At 70.2% G+C, this 18,929-nt stretch carries 15 protein-coding genes; 10 read left to right on the forward strand and 5 right to left on the reverse strand.

The window, feature by feature from the left end:
• Window positions 1-85: 85 nt before the first annotated feature.
• Window positions 86-1,459, reverse strand: a complete 1,374-nt coding sequence (locus IE237_RS28640; RefSeq protein ID WP_189805013.1) for a cryptochrome/photolyase family protein — start codon at window positions 1,457-1,459, stop codon at window positions 86-88.
• A 241-nt stretch (window positions 1,460-1,700) separates the two neighbouring features.
• Here IE237_RS28640 and IE237_RS28645 point away from each other — a divergent pair, with 241 nt between their 5' ends.
• Window positions 1,701-2,324 (forward strand): RNA polymerase sigma factor, encoded by a 624-nt coding sequence (locus tag IE237_RS28645; RefSeq protein WP_189805014.1) that lies wholly within the window; start codon window positions 1,701-1,703, stop codon window positions 2,322-2,324.
• Window positions 2,325-2,382: 58 nt separating this feature from the next.
• Here IE237_RS28645 and IE237_RS28650 read toward each other — a convergent pair whose 3' ends face one another.
• A complete protein-coding gene (locus IE237_RS28650) occupies window positions 2,383-3,900 on the reverse strand; it encodes an SDR family oxidoreductase (RefSeq protein WP_189805015.1) in 1,518 nt (505 codons plus the stop codon).
• 1,138 nt (window positions 3,901-5,038) lie between these two features.
• On the opposite strand from IE237_RS28650, the gene IE237_RS28655 reads away from it, so the two are divergent.
• Together IE237_RS28655 and IE237_RS28660 are read left to right on the forward strand one after the other, a co-directional pair.
• Window positions 5,039-5,710 carry a DUF4097 family beta strand repeat-containing protein gene (locus tag IE237_RS28655; protein WP_189805016.1) on the forward strand — a complete coding sequence of 224 codons (672 nt, stop codon included), beginning with the start codon at window positions 5,039-5,041 and terminating at the stop codon, window positions 5,708-5,710.
• Window positions 5,711-6,022: 312 nt separating this feature from the next.
• On the forward strand, window positions 6,023-6,790 hold the full coding sequence (locus tag IE237_RS28660) for an SDR family NAD(P)-dependent oxidoreductase (RefSeq protein ID WP_189805017.1): 768 nt from the start codon (window positions 6,023-6,025) through the stop codon (window positions 6,788-6,790).
• Window positions 6,791-6,898: 108 nt separating this feature from the next.
• Here IE237_RS28660 and IE237_RS28665 read toward each other — a convergent pair whose 3' ends face one another.
• Window positions 6,899-8,053, reverse strand: a complete 1,155-nt coding sequence (locus IE237_RS28665) for a M20 family metallopeptidase (protein ID WP_189805159.1) — start codon at window positions 8,051-8,053, stop codon at window positions 6,899-6,901.
• A gap of 244 nt (window positions 8,054-8,297) precedes the next feature.
• On the opposite strand from IE237_RS28665, the gene IE237_RS28670 reads away from it, so the two are divergent.
• Window positions 8,298-9,377 (forward strand): Rieske 2Fe-2S domain-containing protein, encoded by a 1,080-nt coding sequence (locus tag IE237_RS28670; RefSeq protein WP_189805018.1) that lies wholly within the window; start codon window positions 8,298-8,300, stop codon window positions 9,375-9,377.
• 16 nt (window positions 9,378-9,393) lie between these two features.
• Here the strand turns inward: IE237_RS28670 and IE237_RS28675 are convergent, their stop codons facing one another.
• On the reverse strand, window positions 9,394-10,056 hold the full coding sequence (locus IE237_RS28675) for a MarR family winged helix-turn-helix transcriptional regulator (RefSeq protein WP_189805019.1): 663 nt from the start codon (window positions 10,054-10,056) through the stop codon (window positions 9,394-9,396).
• Window positions 10,057-10,208: 152 nt separating this feature from the next.
• Window positions 10,209-11,156 (reverse strand): methionyl-tRNA formyltransferase, encoded by a 948-nt coding sequence (locus tag IE237_RS28680; RefSeq protein WP_189805020.1) that lies wholly within the window; start codon window positions 11,154-11,156, stop codon window positions 10,209-10,211.
• Between the two features lie 264 nt (window positions 11,157-11,420).
• On the opposite strand from IE237_RS28680, the gene IE237_RS28685 reads away from it, so the two are divergent.
• The 6 genes from IE237_RS28685 to IE237_RS28710 all read left to right on the forward strand — a co-directional run bounded on the left by IE237_RS28685 (window position 11,421) and on the right by IE237_RS28710 (window position 18,921).
• Complete coding sequence (locus tag IE237_RS28685) at window positions 11,421-12,776, forward strand: lysine N(6)-hydroxylase/L-ornithine N(5)-oxygenase family protein (RefSeq protein WP_189805021.1); 1,356 nt, start codon at window positions 11,421-11,423, stop codon at window positions 12,774-12,776.
• 190 nt (window positions 12,777-12,966) lie between these two features.
• Window positions 12,967-14,025, forward strand: a complete 1,059-nt coding sequence (locus IE237_RS28690) for a FecCD family ABC transporter permease (RefSeq protein WP_189805160.1) — start codon at window positions 12,967-12,969, stop codon at window positions 14,023-14,025.
• Entirely contained in the window at window positions 14,022-15,083 is a 1,062-nt protein-coding gene (locus tag IE237_RS28695; RefSeq protein ID WP_189805022.1) for a FecCD family ABC transporter permease, read from the forward strand. Before IE237_RS28690 ends, IE237_RS28695 begins: the two co-directional genes overlap by 4 nt.
• A 39-nt stretch (window positions 15,084-15,122) precedes the next feature.
• Window positions 15,123-15,965, forward strand: a complete 843-nt coding sequence (locus IE237_RS28700) for an ABC transporter ATP-binding protein (RefSeq protein WP_189805023.1) — start codon at window positions 15,123-15,125, stop codon at window positions 15,963-15,965.
• A 107-nt stretch (window positions 15,966-16,072) separates the two neighbouring features.
• On the forward strand, window positions 16,073-17,137 hold the full coding sequence (locus IE237_RS28705) for an ABC transporter substrate-binding protein (RefSeq protein ID WP_189805024.1): 1,065 nt from the start codon (window positions 16,073-16,075) through the stop codon (window positions 17,135-17,137).
• Window positions 17,134-18,921 (forward strand): ABC transporter ATP-binding protein, encoded by a 1,788-nt coding sequence (locus IE237_RS28710; protein ID WP_189805025.1) that lies wholly within the window; start codon window positions 17,134-17,136, stop codon window positions 18,919-18,921. Before IE237_RS28705 ends, IE237_RS28710 begins: the two co-directional genes overlap by 4 nt.
• Window positions 18,922-18,929 lie beyond the last annotated feature (8 nt).

Genomic DNA, 18,929 nt, shown 5'->3' on the forward strand with positions numbered 1-18,929 from the left:
ACAAGGCCTCACAACTCGCATCGTTTGCGCGTCGAAAGACCGCCCAGGGGTCGCTCTGCCGTGTACGGCGGCGTCGCGCGACCGCTCAGCCGGCTTCCCGGGCCTGACGGAAACGCGCCAAGCCGTCCGCAAGCACGATGAGCGGATCGGGATAGTCGTACCGGGCGCGGTCCAAGCCGGTGAGCGTCCACGGCTCGTGCACGGCGGGCGCCTGCAGGCCGTCGAGCTCCGGGACCCACCGGCGGACGAAGCGGCCGTCCGGGTCGTAGCGAAGTCCCTGCCGCACCGGGTTCAGGACGCGGTTGGGTCGCGTGTCGTTGCCCGTGCCCGCCATCCACTGCCAGTTCAGCTGGTTGTTCGCCACATCGCCGTCCACCAGGAGACTGAGGAAGTGGCGGGCGCCCTCACGCCAGTCGATGTAGAGGGTCTTGGTCAGGAACGAGGCAGTGACGAGGCGCCCCCGGTTGTGCATCCATCCCTCATGGGCGAGCTGCCGCATGGCCGCGTCCACGATCGGGTACCCGGTTCGTCCCTCGCGCCACGCCTGGAGATCGGCCTCCGCGTCCTCGTCCCGCCGCCAGTCGTCGCGCCGGGAGCGGTACTCCTCCGTCGCCGCCTCGGGGCGGGCGGCCAGCACCTGATGGAAGAAGTCGCGCCAGCACAGCTGCCGGATGAACGCCTCGGCTCCCGCTCCCCCGCGCGCTCTCGCTCGCTGCACCGCCTCGACGGGCGAGACCGCCCCGAAGTGCAGATGGGGCGAGAGCCGCGACGTCGCGTCGCCGGCGAGGTCGTCATGCCCTTCGCCGTAGGAGTCGCCGTGCCGCGACAGCCAGGACGCCAGCCGTCTCCGGCCCTCGCTCTCGCCTCCGGCAGCCAGCCCCGGGGACACTCCCTCCACCGCGGAGCGTGCGGGAAGGTCCTCGGAACGCACGGTGTGCGGCACCTTCACCTCGCGGGGAGCCATGAACGGCTTGCGCAGGGGTTCCGCACACCAACGCCGGTAGAAGGGGGTGAACATGGCGTAGTGGTCGGAGCCCTGCGGAGTGAGGTCGCCGGGCGGCACGGCCGTGATCACCGCATCGTGCACGTAGAAGCGGCAGCCGTCCGCCTCCAGCGCGCGCCGGAGCCGCTCCTGCCGTGCTTGGGCGAAGGCGGAGCAGCCTGCCGCGACATGCACCTCGTCGGCCTGGGCCTGCCGGACCACCGCGCACACCTCGGCGACCGTGTCGCCGCCGCGCACCACGAGCCGACCGCCCCTGTCCTGGAGGGCCCGGTCCAGATCGGCGAGGCAGTCCGCGAGAAAGGCCAGTCTGTTGGGGGCCGCGAAACCCGCCCGGTCGACGGCGGGATCCCGGATGAACAGCGGAACGACCTCGTGCGCGCCCTCCACGGCGGCCCGCAAAGGCGGATGATCATGCACCCGAAGGTCCGAAGTGAACAAGACCACGGAAACACTCATGACGCACTCCTGGAAACCGGCCGCCGAGCCGACGAGGCAAGCCCAGCCGGCCGACCACTGAGCTAGGAGTGTCTTCCGCGGCCGCGGGCTGAACGGATGCGCCCGAATCGGCCGAACGAGGGGCAGGAATCAGTGACCCGGCGAGGCGCCTTTTCAATGCACCTTCGATGCACGTTGTCTCGATACGGCTCCGGGGTGGAAGTTCGTGCTGGTAGGTGCCCATCCGACTGAGGAGCCGGCCATGAACGCCGCTCGGCACAGCTCACCTACGAGCGCCGATCATGCAGTACAGAGGAGCTCGTCCGCCGGATCGGGCACGGGCCCGCCGCCGGAGGAGATCGCGGCCCGCTTCGCCGCGGGGGACGAGGACGCCCTCGCCGCGGCGTACAGGCAACTGAGTCCCTTGGTGTACACGCTGGCCTGGCGTTCCCTCGGGAACGTCCAGGACGCGGAGGACGTCACGCAGCAGGTCTTCCTCGCCGCGTGGCGCGGACGCTCGGGGTACCGGAGCGAGCGCGGCACACTCACCGGCTGGATCGTGGGCATCACCCGCCATGTCGTCGTCGACACTCTGGCCACGCGTACCCGACGGGCGGACACCGAACGAGCTGTCGCCCGGTCACAGGAGGAATCCGTCCGGCGCCACAGCGGCGACGAGAGCGAGGCGGCCCTCAACCGCGTCCTGGTGCTGCAGAAACTGATGTTCCTGTCCCCCGTGCAGCGACGTCTGGTGGGCATGTCCGTCTACGGCGACATGACGCAGGTGCAGATCTCCCGGGAGACGGGGCTCCCTCTCGGGACCGTGAAGAGCCACATCCGCCGTGGCTTCCAGGCGCTGCGCCGGGTGATGGAGACATCGGGCTGACCCCTGTCGTACGGGGCCCGGCCGGCTCGGTCCTACCGCGCGCGCCGCGGCCTCGGTCCTACCGCGTGCGCCCGCTCTCGACGGACTTCTCGGCGGTCCGTGCGATGTTCCTCGCCATCCCACCGAAGACCACCGCGTGGAAGGGCGCGACGCTCCACCAGTACACCTGGCCGGCCAGGCCACGGGGGTGGAACAGTGCGCGCTGGCGGTAGCGCGTGCGCCCGTCGTCGTCGCGATCCGCCATCATCTCCAGCCACGCGAGACCGGGCAGGCGCATCTCGGCCCTCAGACGGAGCAACCGCCCGCGTTCGATCTCCTCGACCCGCCAGAAGTCCAGGGCGTCACCGACCCTCAGCCGTGCGGCGTCACGCCTGCCGCGACGCAGGCCCACGCCCCCCACGAGGCGGTCCAGCCATCCGCGCACAGCCCAGGCCAGGGGGAAGGAGTACCAGCCGTTCTCGCCCCCCACACCTTCGATGACACGCCACAGCGCGTCCGGGCCGGCATCGACGGTGCGGGAGCGTGCGTCGGTGTACAGGCTGCCGCCGGCCCAGTCGGGGTCGGTCGGCAGCGGGTCGCTGGGCGCGCCGGGCAGGGACGCCGAGGACCAGCGGGTGTCGACCTGAGCGTCGCGTACGCGCCGCAGCGCGAGCTCCAGGGCCTCGTCGAAGCCCATCGGCGAACCCGGCTCATCGGGGACGTACCGCTTGATGTCGTTCTCGGAACACACGACCTCGTAGCGCAGGGACTCCGCCAGCGGGCGGGCCAAGGAGGCGGGCACGGGCGTGACCAGCCCGATCCAGTGGCTGGAGAGGCGAGGGGTGAGCATGGGGACGGGGAGGATGAGCCTCCTGGGCAGCTGCGCGACGGCCGCGTAGCGGACCATCATCTCCCGGTAGGTGAGGAGGTCGGGGCCGCCGATGTCGAAGGTCCGGCTGACATCGGCCGGCATCCGTGCGCTGCCGGCCAGGTAACGCAGTACGTCCCGCACGGCGATGGGCTGGATCCGGGTACCGACCCAGCTGGGGGTGACCATCACCGGCAGGCGTTCCGTCAGGTAGCGGACCATCTCGAAGGACGCCGAGCCCGACCCGATGACGACCGCTGCGCGCAGCACGGTGGTGGGTACGCCGGAGTCCAGCAGGATGCGGCCGACTTCGGTCCGTGAGCGCAGGTGCGGGGAGAGCTGCTCCACGGGGATGTCCGGAGGGGTGAGGCCGCCCAGGTACACGATCCGCTTCACGCCGGCAGCGCGGGCCTCGGCGGCGAAGATGCGGGCGGCGAGGCGGTCGGCACGCTCGAAGTCCGCCGCCGAGGACATGGAATGGACGAGGTAGTAGGCGACGTCGATGTCGCGCATCGCGGGCCTGAGGCTGTCGGCATCGGTGACGTCACCCTGGACGACCTCCGTCCGCTCGGCCCAGGGCAGGTCTTCGAGGTGGGACGGCGTCCGGGCGAGGCAGCGGACCTGATGTCCCTGGCTCAGCAGCTCGGGGACGAGCCGGCCGCCGATGTAACCGCTGGCACCGGTGACCAGGCAGCGGAGGACGTCTGATGATGCCGAAGGCGTGACCATGGAGTATTCCGTTTCCTCGGATTCACACGTACGGGCCACCCTCCTGCCTGTGCCGGCCGTGGGCGGTCTCCGAACGTCTGAGCATGCTTCGCGGGAACCCTGGCCGAGGGATGCGCTGCCGTGCCTTTCCGCTCAACAGGATCACACTGATGGACCGCAGTCTGTGGGATCGTCGGCCGGAGGCCGGCGCGCCCGCGTGTCGCCGAAAGTCGGGTGCGGGGCTGGTGGACGGGCCCGTAGGCTCGCGCGGGTGGCCAGCTTCGAGACGCATCGCCGACGGGTTCACGACGCGGGCCTTTCCGTTCGTGCTCGTCATGCCGCGTTCCGGACGTGTGTCGTCGCCTTCGCCCCCTACGGGTTCCGCGCCACCTACCACCACCTGTGCCGCAGCGCACGCATTCCCGCCGATCTGGGGCAGGATCCGGCCTCACTGGTCCGCGCCGTGGAGGAACTCCACGCGGCCCGCCGACTGTGGCTGGCGGGCGAGGCGGCCTTCGTGGCACGCCGCCGCCAGGAGAAGGCACTCGGCCTTCGCCACCCCCGGCCTGACGGCAGCTGGTGGGACCAGGGGCGCGGAGAGCAAGGCAGCCTGGCCTACTGCCCCGATCCCGAGTTCCACCCCACCGACCCCCTGCCGGAGGTGGTGGGGCGCGTACTGCGTTCCGTCGTCCCGCCCGGATCGGAGTCCCCCTCCTGCCCTGCCTGCGACGGGAGTGGAAGCGCGGTTCGTTGGAGCTCCGGGCACTTTCTGTACCGCCTGTGCGCCAGGTGCGGGGTGAGCCTCGGCGCGGAGAAGACCGCCACCGAGAGGTCGGTGCTCCTGGCTCGGGAGGAGCGCTGGAAGGGCGTCTGGAGCCGAACGGTCCGACCGGCACCGCGCTGAGGCCGCCCGCTCTCTCGGAGGGGAAAGCTCTTCCGGACCGGACCATCGCGTTCACTTTCATCCCATTGCAATGGATTGACCGCAGAACGTTGCATTAAACCCGCAACCATTGCAATGAAATCTTGCCTTTGACCTGCACTTATCGACCATTCGCGCAGCATCGAAGTTGCCACGCCATCGAACGCAACGTAGCTTTTCCTCTATCGGAAACGACGGGCCGCCAGAGAGTCCGCCGCAGATGTAGGGAGAAGAACGATGCAGAAGTTCGCCACCACCGCCGCGATCACCGCCCTCCTCGACATCCCCTCCGGTCACATCCGGCTCATCGCCGCCGACCGCGACAACACCACGGTCGAGGTCCGGCCCGCCAACGCCTCCAAGAGCCGCGATGCGAAGGCCGCCGAGCAGGTCGAGGTCGACTTCACCGACGGCGTCCTGCGGATCGCTGCCCCGGCCCCCAGGAACCGGCTCTTCGGCGATTCCGGCTCCGTCGAGATCACCGTCCAGCTGCCCGCCGGCTCCCGCGTCGAGGCCAAGGCCGCCCTCGCGGAACTGCGTGGCGTCGGGCGCCTCGGAGACGTCACCTTCGAGGCCGCGCAGGCCACCGTCAAGCTCGACGAGACCGCCGGTGCCCACCTCACCGTGCAGGCCGGCGACATCACCGTCGGACGCCTCGGCGGCTCGGCCGAGATCAGCACCCTGAAGGGCACCCTCCAGATCGCCGAGGCCCAGCGCGGCACCGTCACCCTGCGCACCGAACACGGCGACATCACCGTCGGCACCACCCGCGGCACCTCCGCGACCCTCGACGCCGGCACCGCCTACGGCCGCATCACGAACACCCTCACCAACACCCAGGGCGCCGACGCCCCCCTCTCCCTCCACGCCACCACCTCCTACGGCGACATCACGGCCCGCAGCAACTGACCGTCACTCCAGCCCCAGAAGGCCCACCCTTCCCACGGCCGCTCGGGGGCGGACTCGGTGACCTGACGTTCTATCGCGCACGCGACCCTCCGAACCGCGATCGCCGAAACCGCCGGACGGCCGGTTTCCGTCGCCTCCGACATCGACACCGGCACGCACGTCCCGCGCATCTCCTGCGGCAGCGGGACCGACGCCCCGCGCGGACGGCCGAACCGCGTCGTGACCGTCGTACGGGAGCTCCGGCCGGATGCTCAGGACGGGGCGGAAGGGGCGTTACGGTCTCCTCTTGATCGCCGTTCGAAAGGAATCCTCATGACTCTGCCCGCAACAGGCAGGCGCGTCCTCGTCAGTGGCGCGTCGCGTGGCCTCGGGCGCGCGGTGGCCCAGGCGTTCGCGACCAACGGCGACCGGGTCGCCGTCCACTTCGGCTCACGCGTCGACGAGGCGCGCGCGACCTTCGAGTCGCTGACCGGCACGGGTCATGTACTGGTCGGCGGGGACCTCTCGAACCCGGCGGAGGCGGCCGCCGTCGTGGACATGGCGGCGGAGGGGCTCGGCGGGATCGACGTCCTGGTGAACAACGCGGCGGTGAACATCCGCCACCCCCTGGCGGAGACCCCGTACGAGGAATGGGTGGCGGTCTGGCAGCAACACGTCGCGGTGAACCTGCTCGCCACGGCGAACCTGAGCCATCTCGCCGGCCGGCTCATGATCGAGCAGGGCGCGGGAGGCCGGATCGTGAACATCGGCTCCCGCGGCGCCTTCCGCGGCGAGCCCGACCATCCGGCATACGGGGCGACGAAGGCCGCCGTGCACGCGCTGGGCCAGTCGCTCGCCGTCTCGCTCGCTCCCTACGGCATCGGCGTCGCCTCGGTCGCGCCCGGATTCTTCGCCACGGAGCGCGTCGCACCTCGCCTGGAGGGGCCCGAGGGCAAGGCGATCCTGGAACAGAGCCCCTTCGGCCGGGTGGGTTCGGCCGAGGAGATCGCGGCGGCCGTGCTCTGGCTCGCCTCCCCCGCCGCCGAATGGTCCTCCGGCACGATCCTGGACCTCAACGGAGCCTCCCACCTGCGGAGTTGACGGCAGCACACGAGGGGCGACCCGCCCGAGTCGCCCCAAGTGACCCTGGAGCGGGCGGGTCTCGCAGAGCTGGAGTCTCTCGTGGAGCACGCAACCACGGAGCGTCCGTCACCGGAGGCCCAACAGCCGCAGGACGGCTCGCTCGTGGACGGCGTAGACCGTCGGGAGTTCGGCCAGGGACGCGCGCTCGTCGATGCCGTGCAGGCCTTCGTACGGGACCCCGAACCCGGCCGTCGCAGGGATGCCGTGACCGGCGAGGAGGTTGCCGATGTTGGACGGGCCCGCCGTCTTCGCCCGTACGTCGAGGTCCGACTCGCGCGCAGCGGACAGGAGTGCGGCAGCCGGCTGCTCGCCCTCGTCGAGACGGAACGCCGGCCAGGCCGCCACCTCCGCGATCGCGGTCGGCGTCGGGACGGGCAGCTCGGCGTCGAGCTCCGCGACCGCCTTGCGGACGAGTGACTCGGCGTCGGGCGCTCCGAAGGACGGGGTCGTACGGACATCGACGTTGATGTCGACCCGGTCAGGGGTGGCGGAGAACCCCTCGCCGCCGTGGAAGGCCGTGACGGTCAGCTTCGGTCCCAGCGGGAAGCCCGAGGCGTCGGGGCCGGGGAGCTCCGCCGTGTCGAGCAGGTGCACCAGGCGGGCGGCCCGGGAGATCGCGCCGGTGACGGAGCGGCTGGAGCCCGAGTGCCCGGACGGCGCGTGCACGGCGATCGTCGCCCGCCACAGGCCGCGGCCGCCGACGACGACCTCGTCCATCCCGGGATAGCCGATGATCACCCCGGCCGGGCGCGCCGCATGGGGGTCGGCGAGGTAGGCGCGGGCGCCGCCGAAGTTCCCGGTGTGCTCGTCGACGTCGAGGAGCACGGCGAGGCCGCCGGCGAACTCCTGGGCGCGGGGGACGAGGTGGGCGGCGAGGTGGCAGAACATGGCGGCGGCGAGCTTCGAATCCGCCGCGCCCCGGCCGAGCAGCCAACCGTCGCGTTCCTGCCCGGAGGTGGGGGGGAACGACCAGCGTGTGGTGTCGCCGTAGGGGGCGGTGTCGACACACGCGTCGAGAGTCCACCACGGCCCGGGCCGGTCTCCGGAGACCTCGACCAGGAGCCCGACCACCACCCCGTCGGCGTCGCGCAGGCGACGGTGCGGCAGTTTCCTGGTGGTGAGCCAGTCCTCCAGGACGCCCAGAACCGGACCGTAGTCGTCGACCCCGCCGCGACTCGATCGGCGGATCAGCTCCTGCGCGAGCTCCACCACCGATCTCATCCGCTCGTCCCGCTCAGCCACCCACGGACCTCCGCTCGTCTCTCCACCAGTCTCCGACGCCGTGGGCCGTTCGGGGAGCGGTATGGCCGGCGCGGCCTGTCCGGGTGAACAGCGCCTCGACCGGCGCGCGTGCGTCTGATGTGCGGTGAAATGCTGCATTATCGGAAGAATCAGCGGCCCGACATCTCATACGGAGCATCCGTCTCATGCGTACAGGCACCGGCTTTCGGACCGTGGAGGTCAGATGACGGAGGCTCACTCCGGACAGCGGCACCCTCAGAGCACCTCGGGGACGGACCTGCGGCGGGTCGGGATCCATCCGGACTTCTGGTACCCCGTGGCCCGGTCCAAGGACGTCCCCCGCGGCAGGACTTTCGCCGCCGTGTTCGCGGGTGAGCGGATCGCGCTGTACCGGACCGAGAGCGGTACGGTCTTCGCGCTGGAGGACCGTTGCGCCCACCGGCAGGTGCCCCTGAGCATGGGCGTCGTGGAGGGCGAGACGCTCCGCTGCTGTTACCACGCGTGGGCGTACCGGGGGAACGGTCGCCTCTCGCAGATCCCGTATCTACCCAAAGGCGTCGACCGGCCGCCTCCTGGCGTGCGGGCCTTTCCGGTCCGGGAGAGGTACGGGTTCGTGTTCGTCTTCCCCGGAGACGCGGAGAGGGCGGAGTCCACGCCCCTGCCCGACCTGCCGCAGTTCGCGGCACCGACGCACAGGACCATGACGTTCTCGCGGACCGTGCGCTGCCACTACTCCTTCATGCACGAGAACCTCCTCGACATGAACCATCAGTTCCTGCACCGGGGCGTTCTCGGCAGGATCAAGCCGGAGCTGCTCGGCTACGAGACGGGGCCGCACTTCGTCGAGGCCCGCTACCTGTTCGTCCCCGGAGGCGGCAAGAAGGACCGGGGCGCCGGCCTGCTGTCGGCCGAGGGGTTCGGGGGGAGCTCGTCCCCCGACGTCATCACGGTACGGACCGAGTACCCGTATCAGACCCTGCAAGCCGCTCCGGTGAAGGACGAGCAGCCCGCCTTCTCCCTCTGGGTCGCCTATGTACCCGAGGATGCCGAGCAGCGCAGGAACCACACGTACGGTCTCCTCACGATCGCGCGGCCACCGGTGCCGGGCCTCATCCATGTCGCCTGGCCCTTCATCCGTCGCTTCACCGAGCGGGTGTTCGCCGAGGACAGGATGGCTGTCGAGGCCGAGCAGCGTGCCTGGGACGAACAGGGTGAGGACCGGAATCACGAGGTGTTCCCGCTCATCCTCCACGTCCGCGATGTGCTGCGCGCCAATGGCGTACCGCTGCGGGAAGGGTCATGACGGCCGCCGCGAGGGCCTACCCGGATCGGCTGTGCACGCGCCGCAGCAGGGAGCCGAGCAGGTCGCGCTCCTCGGCGTCGAGGGGTGCCAGGAAGTCTTCGTCCGTCGTGGCGATGTCGGCATTGCACTCGGCCAGTGCCGTCTTGCCGGCGGGCGTGAGCCGGACCATGACGCGGCGACGGTTGCCGGGGTCCCGGGAGGACTCGGCGTGGCCGGCCTTGATCAGGTCGTCCACGATCTTCCTGAGGTCGCTCTGATTCATGTCGAGCCGCTTCGCGAGCCCGGTCTTCATCTGAGGGCCCAGGTCGTTGAGCATCGCCATGACCGTCAGGTGCCACAACCGCAGCCCCCTGGCGGTGAGTTTGTCCGAGAGCCTGCGCCGTGCGGTCTTGCCGATGGCGTAGAGCAGGTAGGCGTTGAGGCCGAGGACGCTGGGCGGCGTCATGCTTTCCGAGAGCAGTCCGACCGGTTCGCCGCCCCCTCCGCCCCGCGCCGACGGCGAGCGGGACGAGCCGGCGTCTGCCTCAGGCACCCCTGCGGGAGGGGCGTCGAGCGTCAACTCGGTGCCCGCCAGGGCCTTGAAGACCTGCACCCAGTCCGTCGGGAGGCTGGATATGCCGACGATGGCGAAGGCCGATCCGGACGCGTCTCGGGCCGTGGCGGAGAAGGACTGGTCCATGGTTGTTCCTAACAATCGCACGGAAGTTAGGTTAGCCTACCCTCATTAGCATGTACACCCCACGCCGTGCGCATCGAGGATCCGCACGGCGGTGGGCGCCGGCCCGTGCGGGACCGTCCGGAGCTCGGACCCCGGCCCGCGCCGCTCCGACCTCAGGGGCGGTCGGTGAGGTAGCCCCCCATGGACGAGAAGTACTCCGTCGCAGGCAGTTCCCGGCCGTCCTCCGTCCGCACCCGGGTGACGGCCAGGCCGTGATTGCGGCCCGTACGGGCGTCGGCACCGGCGACGATCACCACGCCGTCGCCCTCGCGGTAGAAGATGCGGCCGGGCGTGCCGCCGTACCGGCCCTCGGACACGACGGCGGAGAGCACCTCCAGGCGCTTGCCCTTGTGGAAGGTGAAGGCGGCCGGGTACGGGGCCGACTGGGCGCGCACCAGACGCTCCAGGACGTCGGCGGGCCAGTCCCAGTCGATCCGGATGTCCTCGTCGGCCCGCTTGTGGAAGAAGCTGGCCTGGGACCGGTCCTGCCGGGTGAACTCGGTCTCGCCGGCGGCGATCCGGTCGAGGGCGCCGATGGTCACGGGAGCGATCAGGTCGACCGTCTTGTGGAACAGGTCGGTGGTGGTGTCGGTCGGGCCGACGGCGACCGCGCGCTGGTCGACGATGTCGCCGGCGTCGAGCACCTCGTCCATCATGTGCGCGGTGACGCCGACTTCGGACTCGCCGTTGATGAGGGCCCAGATCAGCGGCGAGAAGCCCGCGTACTTGGGCAGCAGCGAATCGTGGACGTTGAGGGTGCCGTGCTTCGGCAGGGCGTAGATGCGCGGCGGGATCCAGGTCCGCCAGTTGTTGGCGACGATGATGTCCGGATCGGCCTCCTTGAGCCGCTGGAACAGCTCCTCGTCGTCGGGACGGTTGCGGATGACGACCGGGACGCCGTTCTCCTCGGCGAGTTCGGCGACCGAGTCGCTCCAGATCTTCTCGTAGGCATGCTCACTCTTGGGATGCGTCACGACCATCACGACGTCGTGCTCGGAGTCCAGGAGCGCCTTCAGGGTGCGATGGCCCCAGGTCTGATAGCCGAACATGACGACCCGCATGGGGGTTCCTCCTCGGAAGAGCGAAATGACAGACGCAAGTAAAGCAAGGCTTACCTAACAACGCAACGACCCTGATTTCAGGGCCGCTTGAGCGGAGGGTGGCTCGATTTGCCCACTTCGTCCTGTCGACAGCCTCGACTGGGTCAGGTTAGCTTTACCTAAGTTCCGCTCGGCTGCCGATCACCGGTGCGCCTGGACTCCCCCTTTTCCCCACCCCACGACAGGACGCCCGACAGGCGACCGTCCAGCACGAATGGGAGTGACATGTCACAGGCTCTTCCTGGCGACACCCCACTGATCCACGACCTGATCGGTATCGGCTTCGGGCCGTCGAACGTCGCCATGGCGATCGCGCTGAGCGAGCACAACGCACGTGTGGGAAGGCACGAGGCGGTCACCGCCCACTTCTTCGAGCGGCAGCCCGGCTTCGGATGGCACCGCGGGATGCTCATCGACGACGCGACGATGCAGGTGTCCTTCATGAAGGACCTGGTGACACTGCGGAACCCCACGAGCGAGTACAGCTTCCTCTGCTACCTGCAGAGCAGGGGGCGCCTGATCGACTTCGTCAACCACAAGAACCTCTTCCCGCTCCGGGTGGAGTTCCACGACTACTTCGAGTGGGCCGCCGCGAAGGTCGACGACATGGTGTCGTACGGCCACCAGGTCGTCGCCGTCGAACCCGTCGTGCGCGACGGCGTGGTGGAGTACCTCGACGTGACGGCCAGGTCCGGGGACGAGGTCGTCGTCCACCGGGCGCGCAACGTCGTCATCGGCACCGGACTGCGTCCGGTCATGCCCGAGGGCATCGAGCGGACCGACCACGTCTGGCACAACTCCGACCTGTTGGCGAAGGTCGACGGCCTGGAGGGCGCGGAGCCCACCCGCTTCGTCGTCGTGGGCGCCGGCCAGAGCGCCGCCGAGAACGTGGCCTACCTGCACCGCCGCTTCCCGGATGCCGAGGTCTGCGCGGTCTTCTCCCGCTACGGCTACAGCCCCGCCGACGACAGCAGCTTCGCCAACCGCATCTTCGACCCCCAGGCCGTCGACGAGTACTTCACGGCGCCCGAGGACGTCAAGCACCGGCTGATGGACTACCACGGCAACACCAACTACTCCGTGGTGGACATCGACCTCATCGACGACCTGTACCGGCAGGCGTACCAGGAGAAGGTGCTCGGCACCGAGCGCCTGCACTTCCTCAACGTCTCGCGCCTCACCGCCGTCGAGGAGACGCCCGATGGCGTCCGCGCGACGGTCACGTCCCTGATCACCGGCGAGGAGCGTCTCCTGGACGCCGACGTCGTCGTCTGCGCCACGGGGTACATGCAGGCCGACGGCCTGGGCCTGCTCGGCGAGGTGGCGGACCGGTGCCACCGCGACGACCGGGGCCGGGTCCGTGTCGAGCGCGACTACCGCGTGGCGACCGACCCAGAACTCCGCTGCGGAATCTACCTCCAGGGCGGAACCGAGCACACCCACGGCATCACCTCCTCCCTGCTGTCCAACACGGCGATACGGGTCGGGGAGATCCTGGACTCGATCCTCGACCGCGGCCTCGAGCGCTCCCCCGGGTCGGCCCAGGCCGTGCCGGAAGGCGCCGAGAGCGCCGTCCGCTAGCAGCCCTTCCGGCTCGCTGCCGTGCCCGTGGTGCGCATGCACCACGGGCACGGCAGCGGCATGTACAGCCACGCACACGAAAGGAACGCCCGTGCCTCCTGACACTCGGCGTCACACCGGCGGCCCGCCCCTCGGCGAGCGCGACTCACCCGAGCGGGACGGCAGTTGCGCCGGGATGGCCTCCGGCGCCATGGGCGCGACCACAGTCGAACGTCAGGCGCCTTCGCGGATCGCGGGGGCCCGGCGGCGACGCATCCTGGGTCTGGGCATCATCGTCGCGGTCCTCGTGGTGGCCGCGGTGGTCTCCGTCGCCGTCGGCGCGCGGGCGTTGAGTCCCGCCGAGGTCTGGCACGGGCTGTTCGCGGGGCCCGACCCCGATCAGAAGCTCACCGAGACCAGACTCATCGTGCAGACCGTACGGGTTCCCCGGACGGTGCTCGCGATCGTGGCGGGCGTCGCCCTGGGGGTCGGCGGGGCCCTGATACAGGGATACACCCGCAACCCCATCGCGGACACCGGTCTGCTGGGGGTGAACACCGGTGCCTCCTTCGCCGTCGTGGCGGCGATCTCCCTGTTCGGGCTCACCGACCCGTTCCAGTACGTCTGGTTCGCCTTCCTGGGCGCCGCGCTCGCCGGTGTCGTCGTCTTCGGCCTGTCGAGCATCGGCCGGGGCGCCGGCAATCCGCTGACGCTCGCCCTGGCCGGGCAGGGGGTCACGGTGTTCCTCGCGGCCATGACGACGGCGGTCGCCCTGTCGGACAAGGCGGCACTGAACGCACTGCGGTTCTGGAACGCCGGCTCGGTGGCCGGCGTCCCCTTCGGCGTCATCTGGCCGGTGACCGCTTTCATCGTGGTCGGTCTGGTGCCGGCCCTGGCCACCCTGCCCTCCGTCAACCTCCTCAACCTGGGTGACGACGTGGCAAGGGGACTGGGCGTCAACATCACGCTGGTCCGGACCGTCGGCATCGTCGCCATCACCCTGCTCGCGGGCGCGGCCACGGCCGCGTGCGGGCCCATCGCGTTCCTCGGGCTCATGGTGGCGCACGTGGCGCGGTACCTGGCCGGGCCCGACTACCGCTGGCTGGTTCCCTACGCCGGCCTGCTGGGCGCGGTCGTCCTTCTGGTCTGTGACGTCGTCGGGCGTCTGGTGGTGCGGCCGGGCGAGCTGGAGGCGGGCATCCTCGTGGCCCTCCTCGGCGCCCCGTTCTTCGCGGTCCTGGTCTGGCGAGGGAAGTTCAAGAGCGCATGAACGTGACAGTGGCGAAGAGTTCGATGGCGCCGGGCGTGAGGCTCGGCCGTGTGTCCTTCGTATGGCGGCCCAGGATCGCGCTGGTCACGCTGTTCCTGGCAGGGGCGGCATTCCTGGCCTTCTGCCTGTCCATCGCCGTGGGTGACTTCCCCATGGGCCTGCCCCAGGTGATCGCCACGATCCTGGGCTGGGGTGAGCGGGTCGACGAGTTCGTGATCATGGACCTGCGCATGCCGCGGGCCCTGGCCGGCCTCGTCGTGGGGATCGCGCTGGGCGTGTCGGGGGCGCTCACCCAGTCGATCGCCCGCAACCCCCTGGCCAGCCCGGACATCCTGGGGATCACCAGCGGCGCCGGCGCGGTCGCCGTGTCCCTGGTGACGCTGTCGGGCGGGGCGGCCACCGCGGTCGTCAGCTCCGTCGGCCTGCCCGCGGCGGCGCTCGCGGGCGGTCTCGGCACGGGACTGCTGGTGTACTTCCTGGCGTGGCGACGCGGGATCGACGGGTTCCGGCTCGTCCTCATCGGCATCTCGGTGAGCGCCGCGATGGAGGCGATCACAACCTGGCTGCTGGCCGGCGCCGACATCAGGGACGTGGCGCGGGCCCAGGCGTGGCTGGTCGGCTCGTTGGACAACCGGTCCTGGGACGAGGTGCGGGTGGCGCTCTGGGGAACTCTCGTCCTCATAGCCGTCGTCGCGTGCGTCGCCTTCCAGTTCAAGCCCCTCCATTTCGGGGACGACGTGGCCGCGGGGCTGGGGGTGCGGTACGCGCTGGTGCGCGGGGTCCTCCTGCTGTGCGCGGTCCTCCTGGCCGGAGTGGCCGTGGGAGCGGCCGGGCCCGTCCCGTTCGTCGCCATGGTGGCGCCACAGGTGGCGATGCGTCTGACGAAATTCCCGACGCCCCCGTTCGTGGCCTCCGGCATGGTGGGAGCCCTCCTGCTGATCGGCTCCGACCTGGTCGCGCGGACCGCCCTGCCGATCACTCTGCCGGTGGGTGTGGTCACGGCCGCGTTCGGCGGTCCCTTCCTCATCTACCTTCTGGTGCGGGCGAATCGACGCTAGATGATAGAAAGGTTAGGCAAGCCTAACTAAGGGGGAGCCTTGGTCGCTCAGTACATCACCGAGATCGAGTCCGGGGCGGATGTCCCGCGGTTGTCAGCCCGGGGCGTCACGGTCGGCTACGGCGACCGGACCGTCATCGACGAACTCGACGTGGAGATCCCCCCGGGGGTGGTGACCACGATCATCGGCCCCAACGGATGCGGTAAGTCGACCCTGTTGCGCACCCTGTCCCGGCTGCTCAGGCCGACCCGGGGTTCCGTCGTCCTGGACGGCGAGGACATCGTCCGGCTCAGGACCAGGGACGTGGCGAAGAAGCTCGGCCTGCTGCCGCAGTCACCGGTCGCACCGGAGGGCCTGACCGTGGCCGATCTCGTCGCCAGGGGCCGGCACCCCCACCAGAGCTGGCTGCGGCAGTGGTCCTCGGACGACGTCTCCGTCGTGGAGCGCGCGCTGGCCATGACCGGGGTCGCCGACCTCGCCGACCGCGCCGTCGACTCGCTCTCCGGCGGCCAGCGCCAACGCGTCTGGATCTCCATGACCCTCGCGCAGGGCACCGATCTGCTGCTGCTCGACGAGCCCACCACGTATCTGGACCTGGCGCACGCCATCGACGTGCTCGACCTGGTCGACGACCTGCACGAGTCGGGATGCACGGTGGTCATGGTGCTGCACGACCTCAATCTGGCCGTCCGCTACAGCGACAACCTGATCGTGATGAAGGCGGGTTCGGTCCTGGCCCAGGGGCACCCGCGCGACGTGGTGACCGCCGAGTTGCTGCACGAGGCCTTCGGCCTGCGCGCCCTGGTGATCGACGACCCGGTGGGCGACCGTCCGCTCATCGTGCCGATCGGCCGAACTCATGTCCAGATTCCGGGCAGTTGAGAGGGAGCCCATTCGACTTAGGCTAGGCTTACCTCACTAGCCCACGGTAAGGTTTGCCTGTCCTTACATAGGGCCGCAGTGGACAGCACGAAAGCAAGGGAATCCGGATGCTCCTCGATCGAACGACGCGCATGAAGCCCTGGCGGCGAGTGGCGGCGACCGTGTCCGTAGCCGCCCTCGGCGTAGCCCTCCTGACGGGGTGCGGTTCCGACTCGGCGGACAAGGACAAGAAGAGCGACAACGCCAACGCCCCTGCCGCCACGGGCGCGTTCCCGGTGACCGTCGAGCACGCGTTCGGATCCACCACGGTCAAGGAGGCCCCCCAGCGGGTCGTGACCGTCGGCTACACCGACGACCAGTCCGTCCTGGCCTTCGGCATCAAGCCGGTCGGCATGGTCGACCAGTACCCGAACCCGGCGGGCAAGAGCCCCGACATCAACACCCAGTGGCCCTGGGTCAAGGACAAGTGGGGCGACGACAGGCCCGAGGTCATCATGAACAACGGTGACGCGGGCCCCAATTACGAGAAGATCGCCGCCCTGCGGCCCGACCTGATCATCGCGGTCTACTCCGAGGTCGACAAGGCCGCCTACGACAAGCTGTCGAAGATCGCCCCGACGGTGGGCCGCACCAAGGCCGAGAAGGAGCCGTTCAGCGCTCCGTGGCAGGACAACGCCCTCCAGATCGCCAAGGCGCTCGGCAAGGCCGACGAGGGTCGGAAGATGATCCAGGGCATCGACGACAAGCTGGCCGCGGTCAAGAAGGCGCACCCGGAGTTCGCCGGCCAGACCGCCGTCGCCCTGTCCTGGTACAAGGACGCGGTCAATCCCTTCACCACCACCGACGTGCGCGGCCAGCTCCTGACGGGCATGGGCTTCAAGGGCCAGACCGAGATCGACAAGATCGCCGGCGGCGGCTTCTCCACCGCGCTCTCCCCGGAGCGCATGGACCTCGTCGACGTCGACCGCGTGTTCGTCATCAACGACAAGGCGGACACGGACGCGCTGAAGAGGTTCGACCTCTTCACCAACCTCAAGGTCTCCAAGAACAACAAGGTCTCGTACCTCCTCGACAGCGAGGGCCCGGCGGCCGGTGCGGCCATCTCGCAGGCCACCCTGCTCTCCCTGCCGTACGCCATCGACGAGCTCGTCAAGTCGGTCGGCCAGGTGTGAGCACCACGGAAACGCGCCTCGCCCCGGCCACCCTGCGCACGACGACCGGCCGTGAGGCAGCCCGATGGGTCGCGGCACACAGCCGTGAGACCCCGTGGCTGACGGCCGCCACCGTGTTCAGCACGGTGGCCGGGGCGGCGCTGCAGATGCTCCCGGTACTCCTGATCGGCAAGGTGGTCGACGGGGTCGTCGGAGGCGAACCGCGCTCGGCCCTGGTCTCGACCGGGGTGCTGATGGTGGCCGCCGCGCTCCTCGGCGCGGCGGCCACCGCGCTGTCCACGTACCTGATCGGGCGGCTCGGTGCCGAACTGCTCGCGCAGCTGCGCGAAGGCGCTGTCCGGGCCGTCCTGGGCATGCCCAGTGCCCGCGTCGAGCAGGTGGGCCGCGGCGACGTGCTCTCCCGGGTCGGCGACGACGTCGCCGTCCTGTCCAGGGGCATCCGTTCGGCCATTCCCACGGTGTTCTCCGCGGGAGTGCTGGTGGCCGTCGCCACGATCGGCATGTTCGGGCTCGACTGGCGGCTCGGCCTGGCGGGAGCGTGCGCGCTGCCCGCCTACGCCCTGGCCCTGCGCTGGTACCTGCCCCGGTCCGCCCCTCTCTACCGCGAGCAGCGGGCCGCCCAGGCCGACCGCGCCCAGGCCCTGATCAGCGGTCTCAACGGGATCGACACGGTACGGGCGTACCGCCTGGAAGAGGCCTTCCGGGACAAGGTCGACGCCGACTCGCGGCGGGTGCGGGACCTCGGCATCAAGGTCTTCCACTTCTTCGGCCGGTTCGTCGGCCGGGAGAACCGCGCGGAGTTCATCGGCCTGGTCCTGATCCTCCTGGTCGGCTACGTCCTGCTGGAGACCGGGTCCGCCACCCTCGGCGAGGTGTCGGCGGCGCCGCTGGTCTTCCATCGCCTGTTCACTCCGCTCGGCGCCATCATGTTCACCTTCGACGAGGCCCAGAAGTCGGGTGCGAGCCTGACGCGGCTCGTCGGTGTACTGGCGGAGCCCGCGGCGGAGCGACTGGTGGGCGACTCGGCTGCCGCGCCGCAGGGCGGCAGCCCGTACCCGGTGACGGTGGACGGTCTGACGTTCACGTACCCCGGCGCCGACGAGCCGGTCCTCCAGGACGTCAGCCTGACCATCCCCGCCGGCAGTTCACTGGCCCTCGTGGGCGCGACGGGCGCCGGCAAGACGACGCTGGCCGCCCTCATCGCCGGAATCGAGACCCCCCAGGTGGGGTCGGTACGCGTCGGCTCGACCGTGCTCGCCGATCTGGACGAGGTCGAGGCGAGGGCGCTGGTGAGCGTCCTGACCCAGGAGACTCATGTGTTCTCCGGGCCTCTCGCCGACGACCTGAGGCTGGCCGCGCCGGAGGCGACCGACTCCGAGCTGATGGACGCGCTGCGCACCGTGGGTGCCCATCGGTGGGTCGAGTCGCTGCCCGACGGGCTGTACACCGCGGTCGGAGAGGGCGGTGAGCGTCTGGACGGCACCAAGGTGGCCCATATCGCCCTGGCACGGCTGGTGTTGGGCCGCGCGCCGGTGGTGGTGCTCGACGAATCGACCGCGGAGGCGGGCAGCGAGGGCGCCGCCGAACTGGAGCGGGCCGTCCAGGCCGCCTGCGCCGGACGCACCACGCTGTTCGTGGCCCATCGGCTGACGCAGGCGATGGCGGCGGACCGGATCGCCGTGCTCGACGCGGGGCGCGTCGTGGAACAGGGCACCCACGAGCAGTTGGTGGCCCTGGACGGTCGCTACGCGAAACTCTGGCAGGCCTGGAAGAACGGTAGTTAGGGTCCCCT

It is taken from the genome of Streptomyces tanashiensis (assembly GCF_014648895.1).
Lineage (GTDB): Bacteria > Actinomycetota > Actinomycetes > Streptomycetales > Streptomycetaceae > Streptomyces > Streptomyces tanashiensis.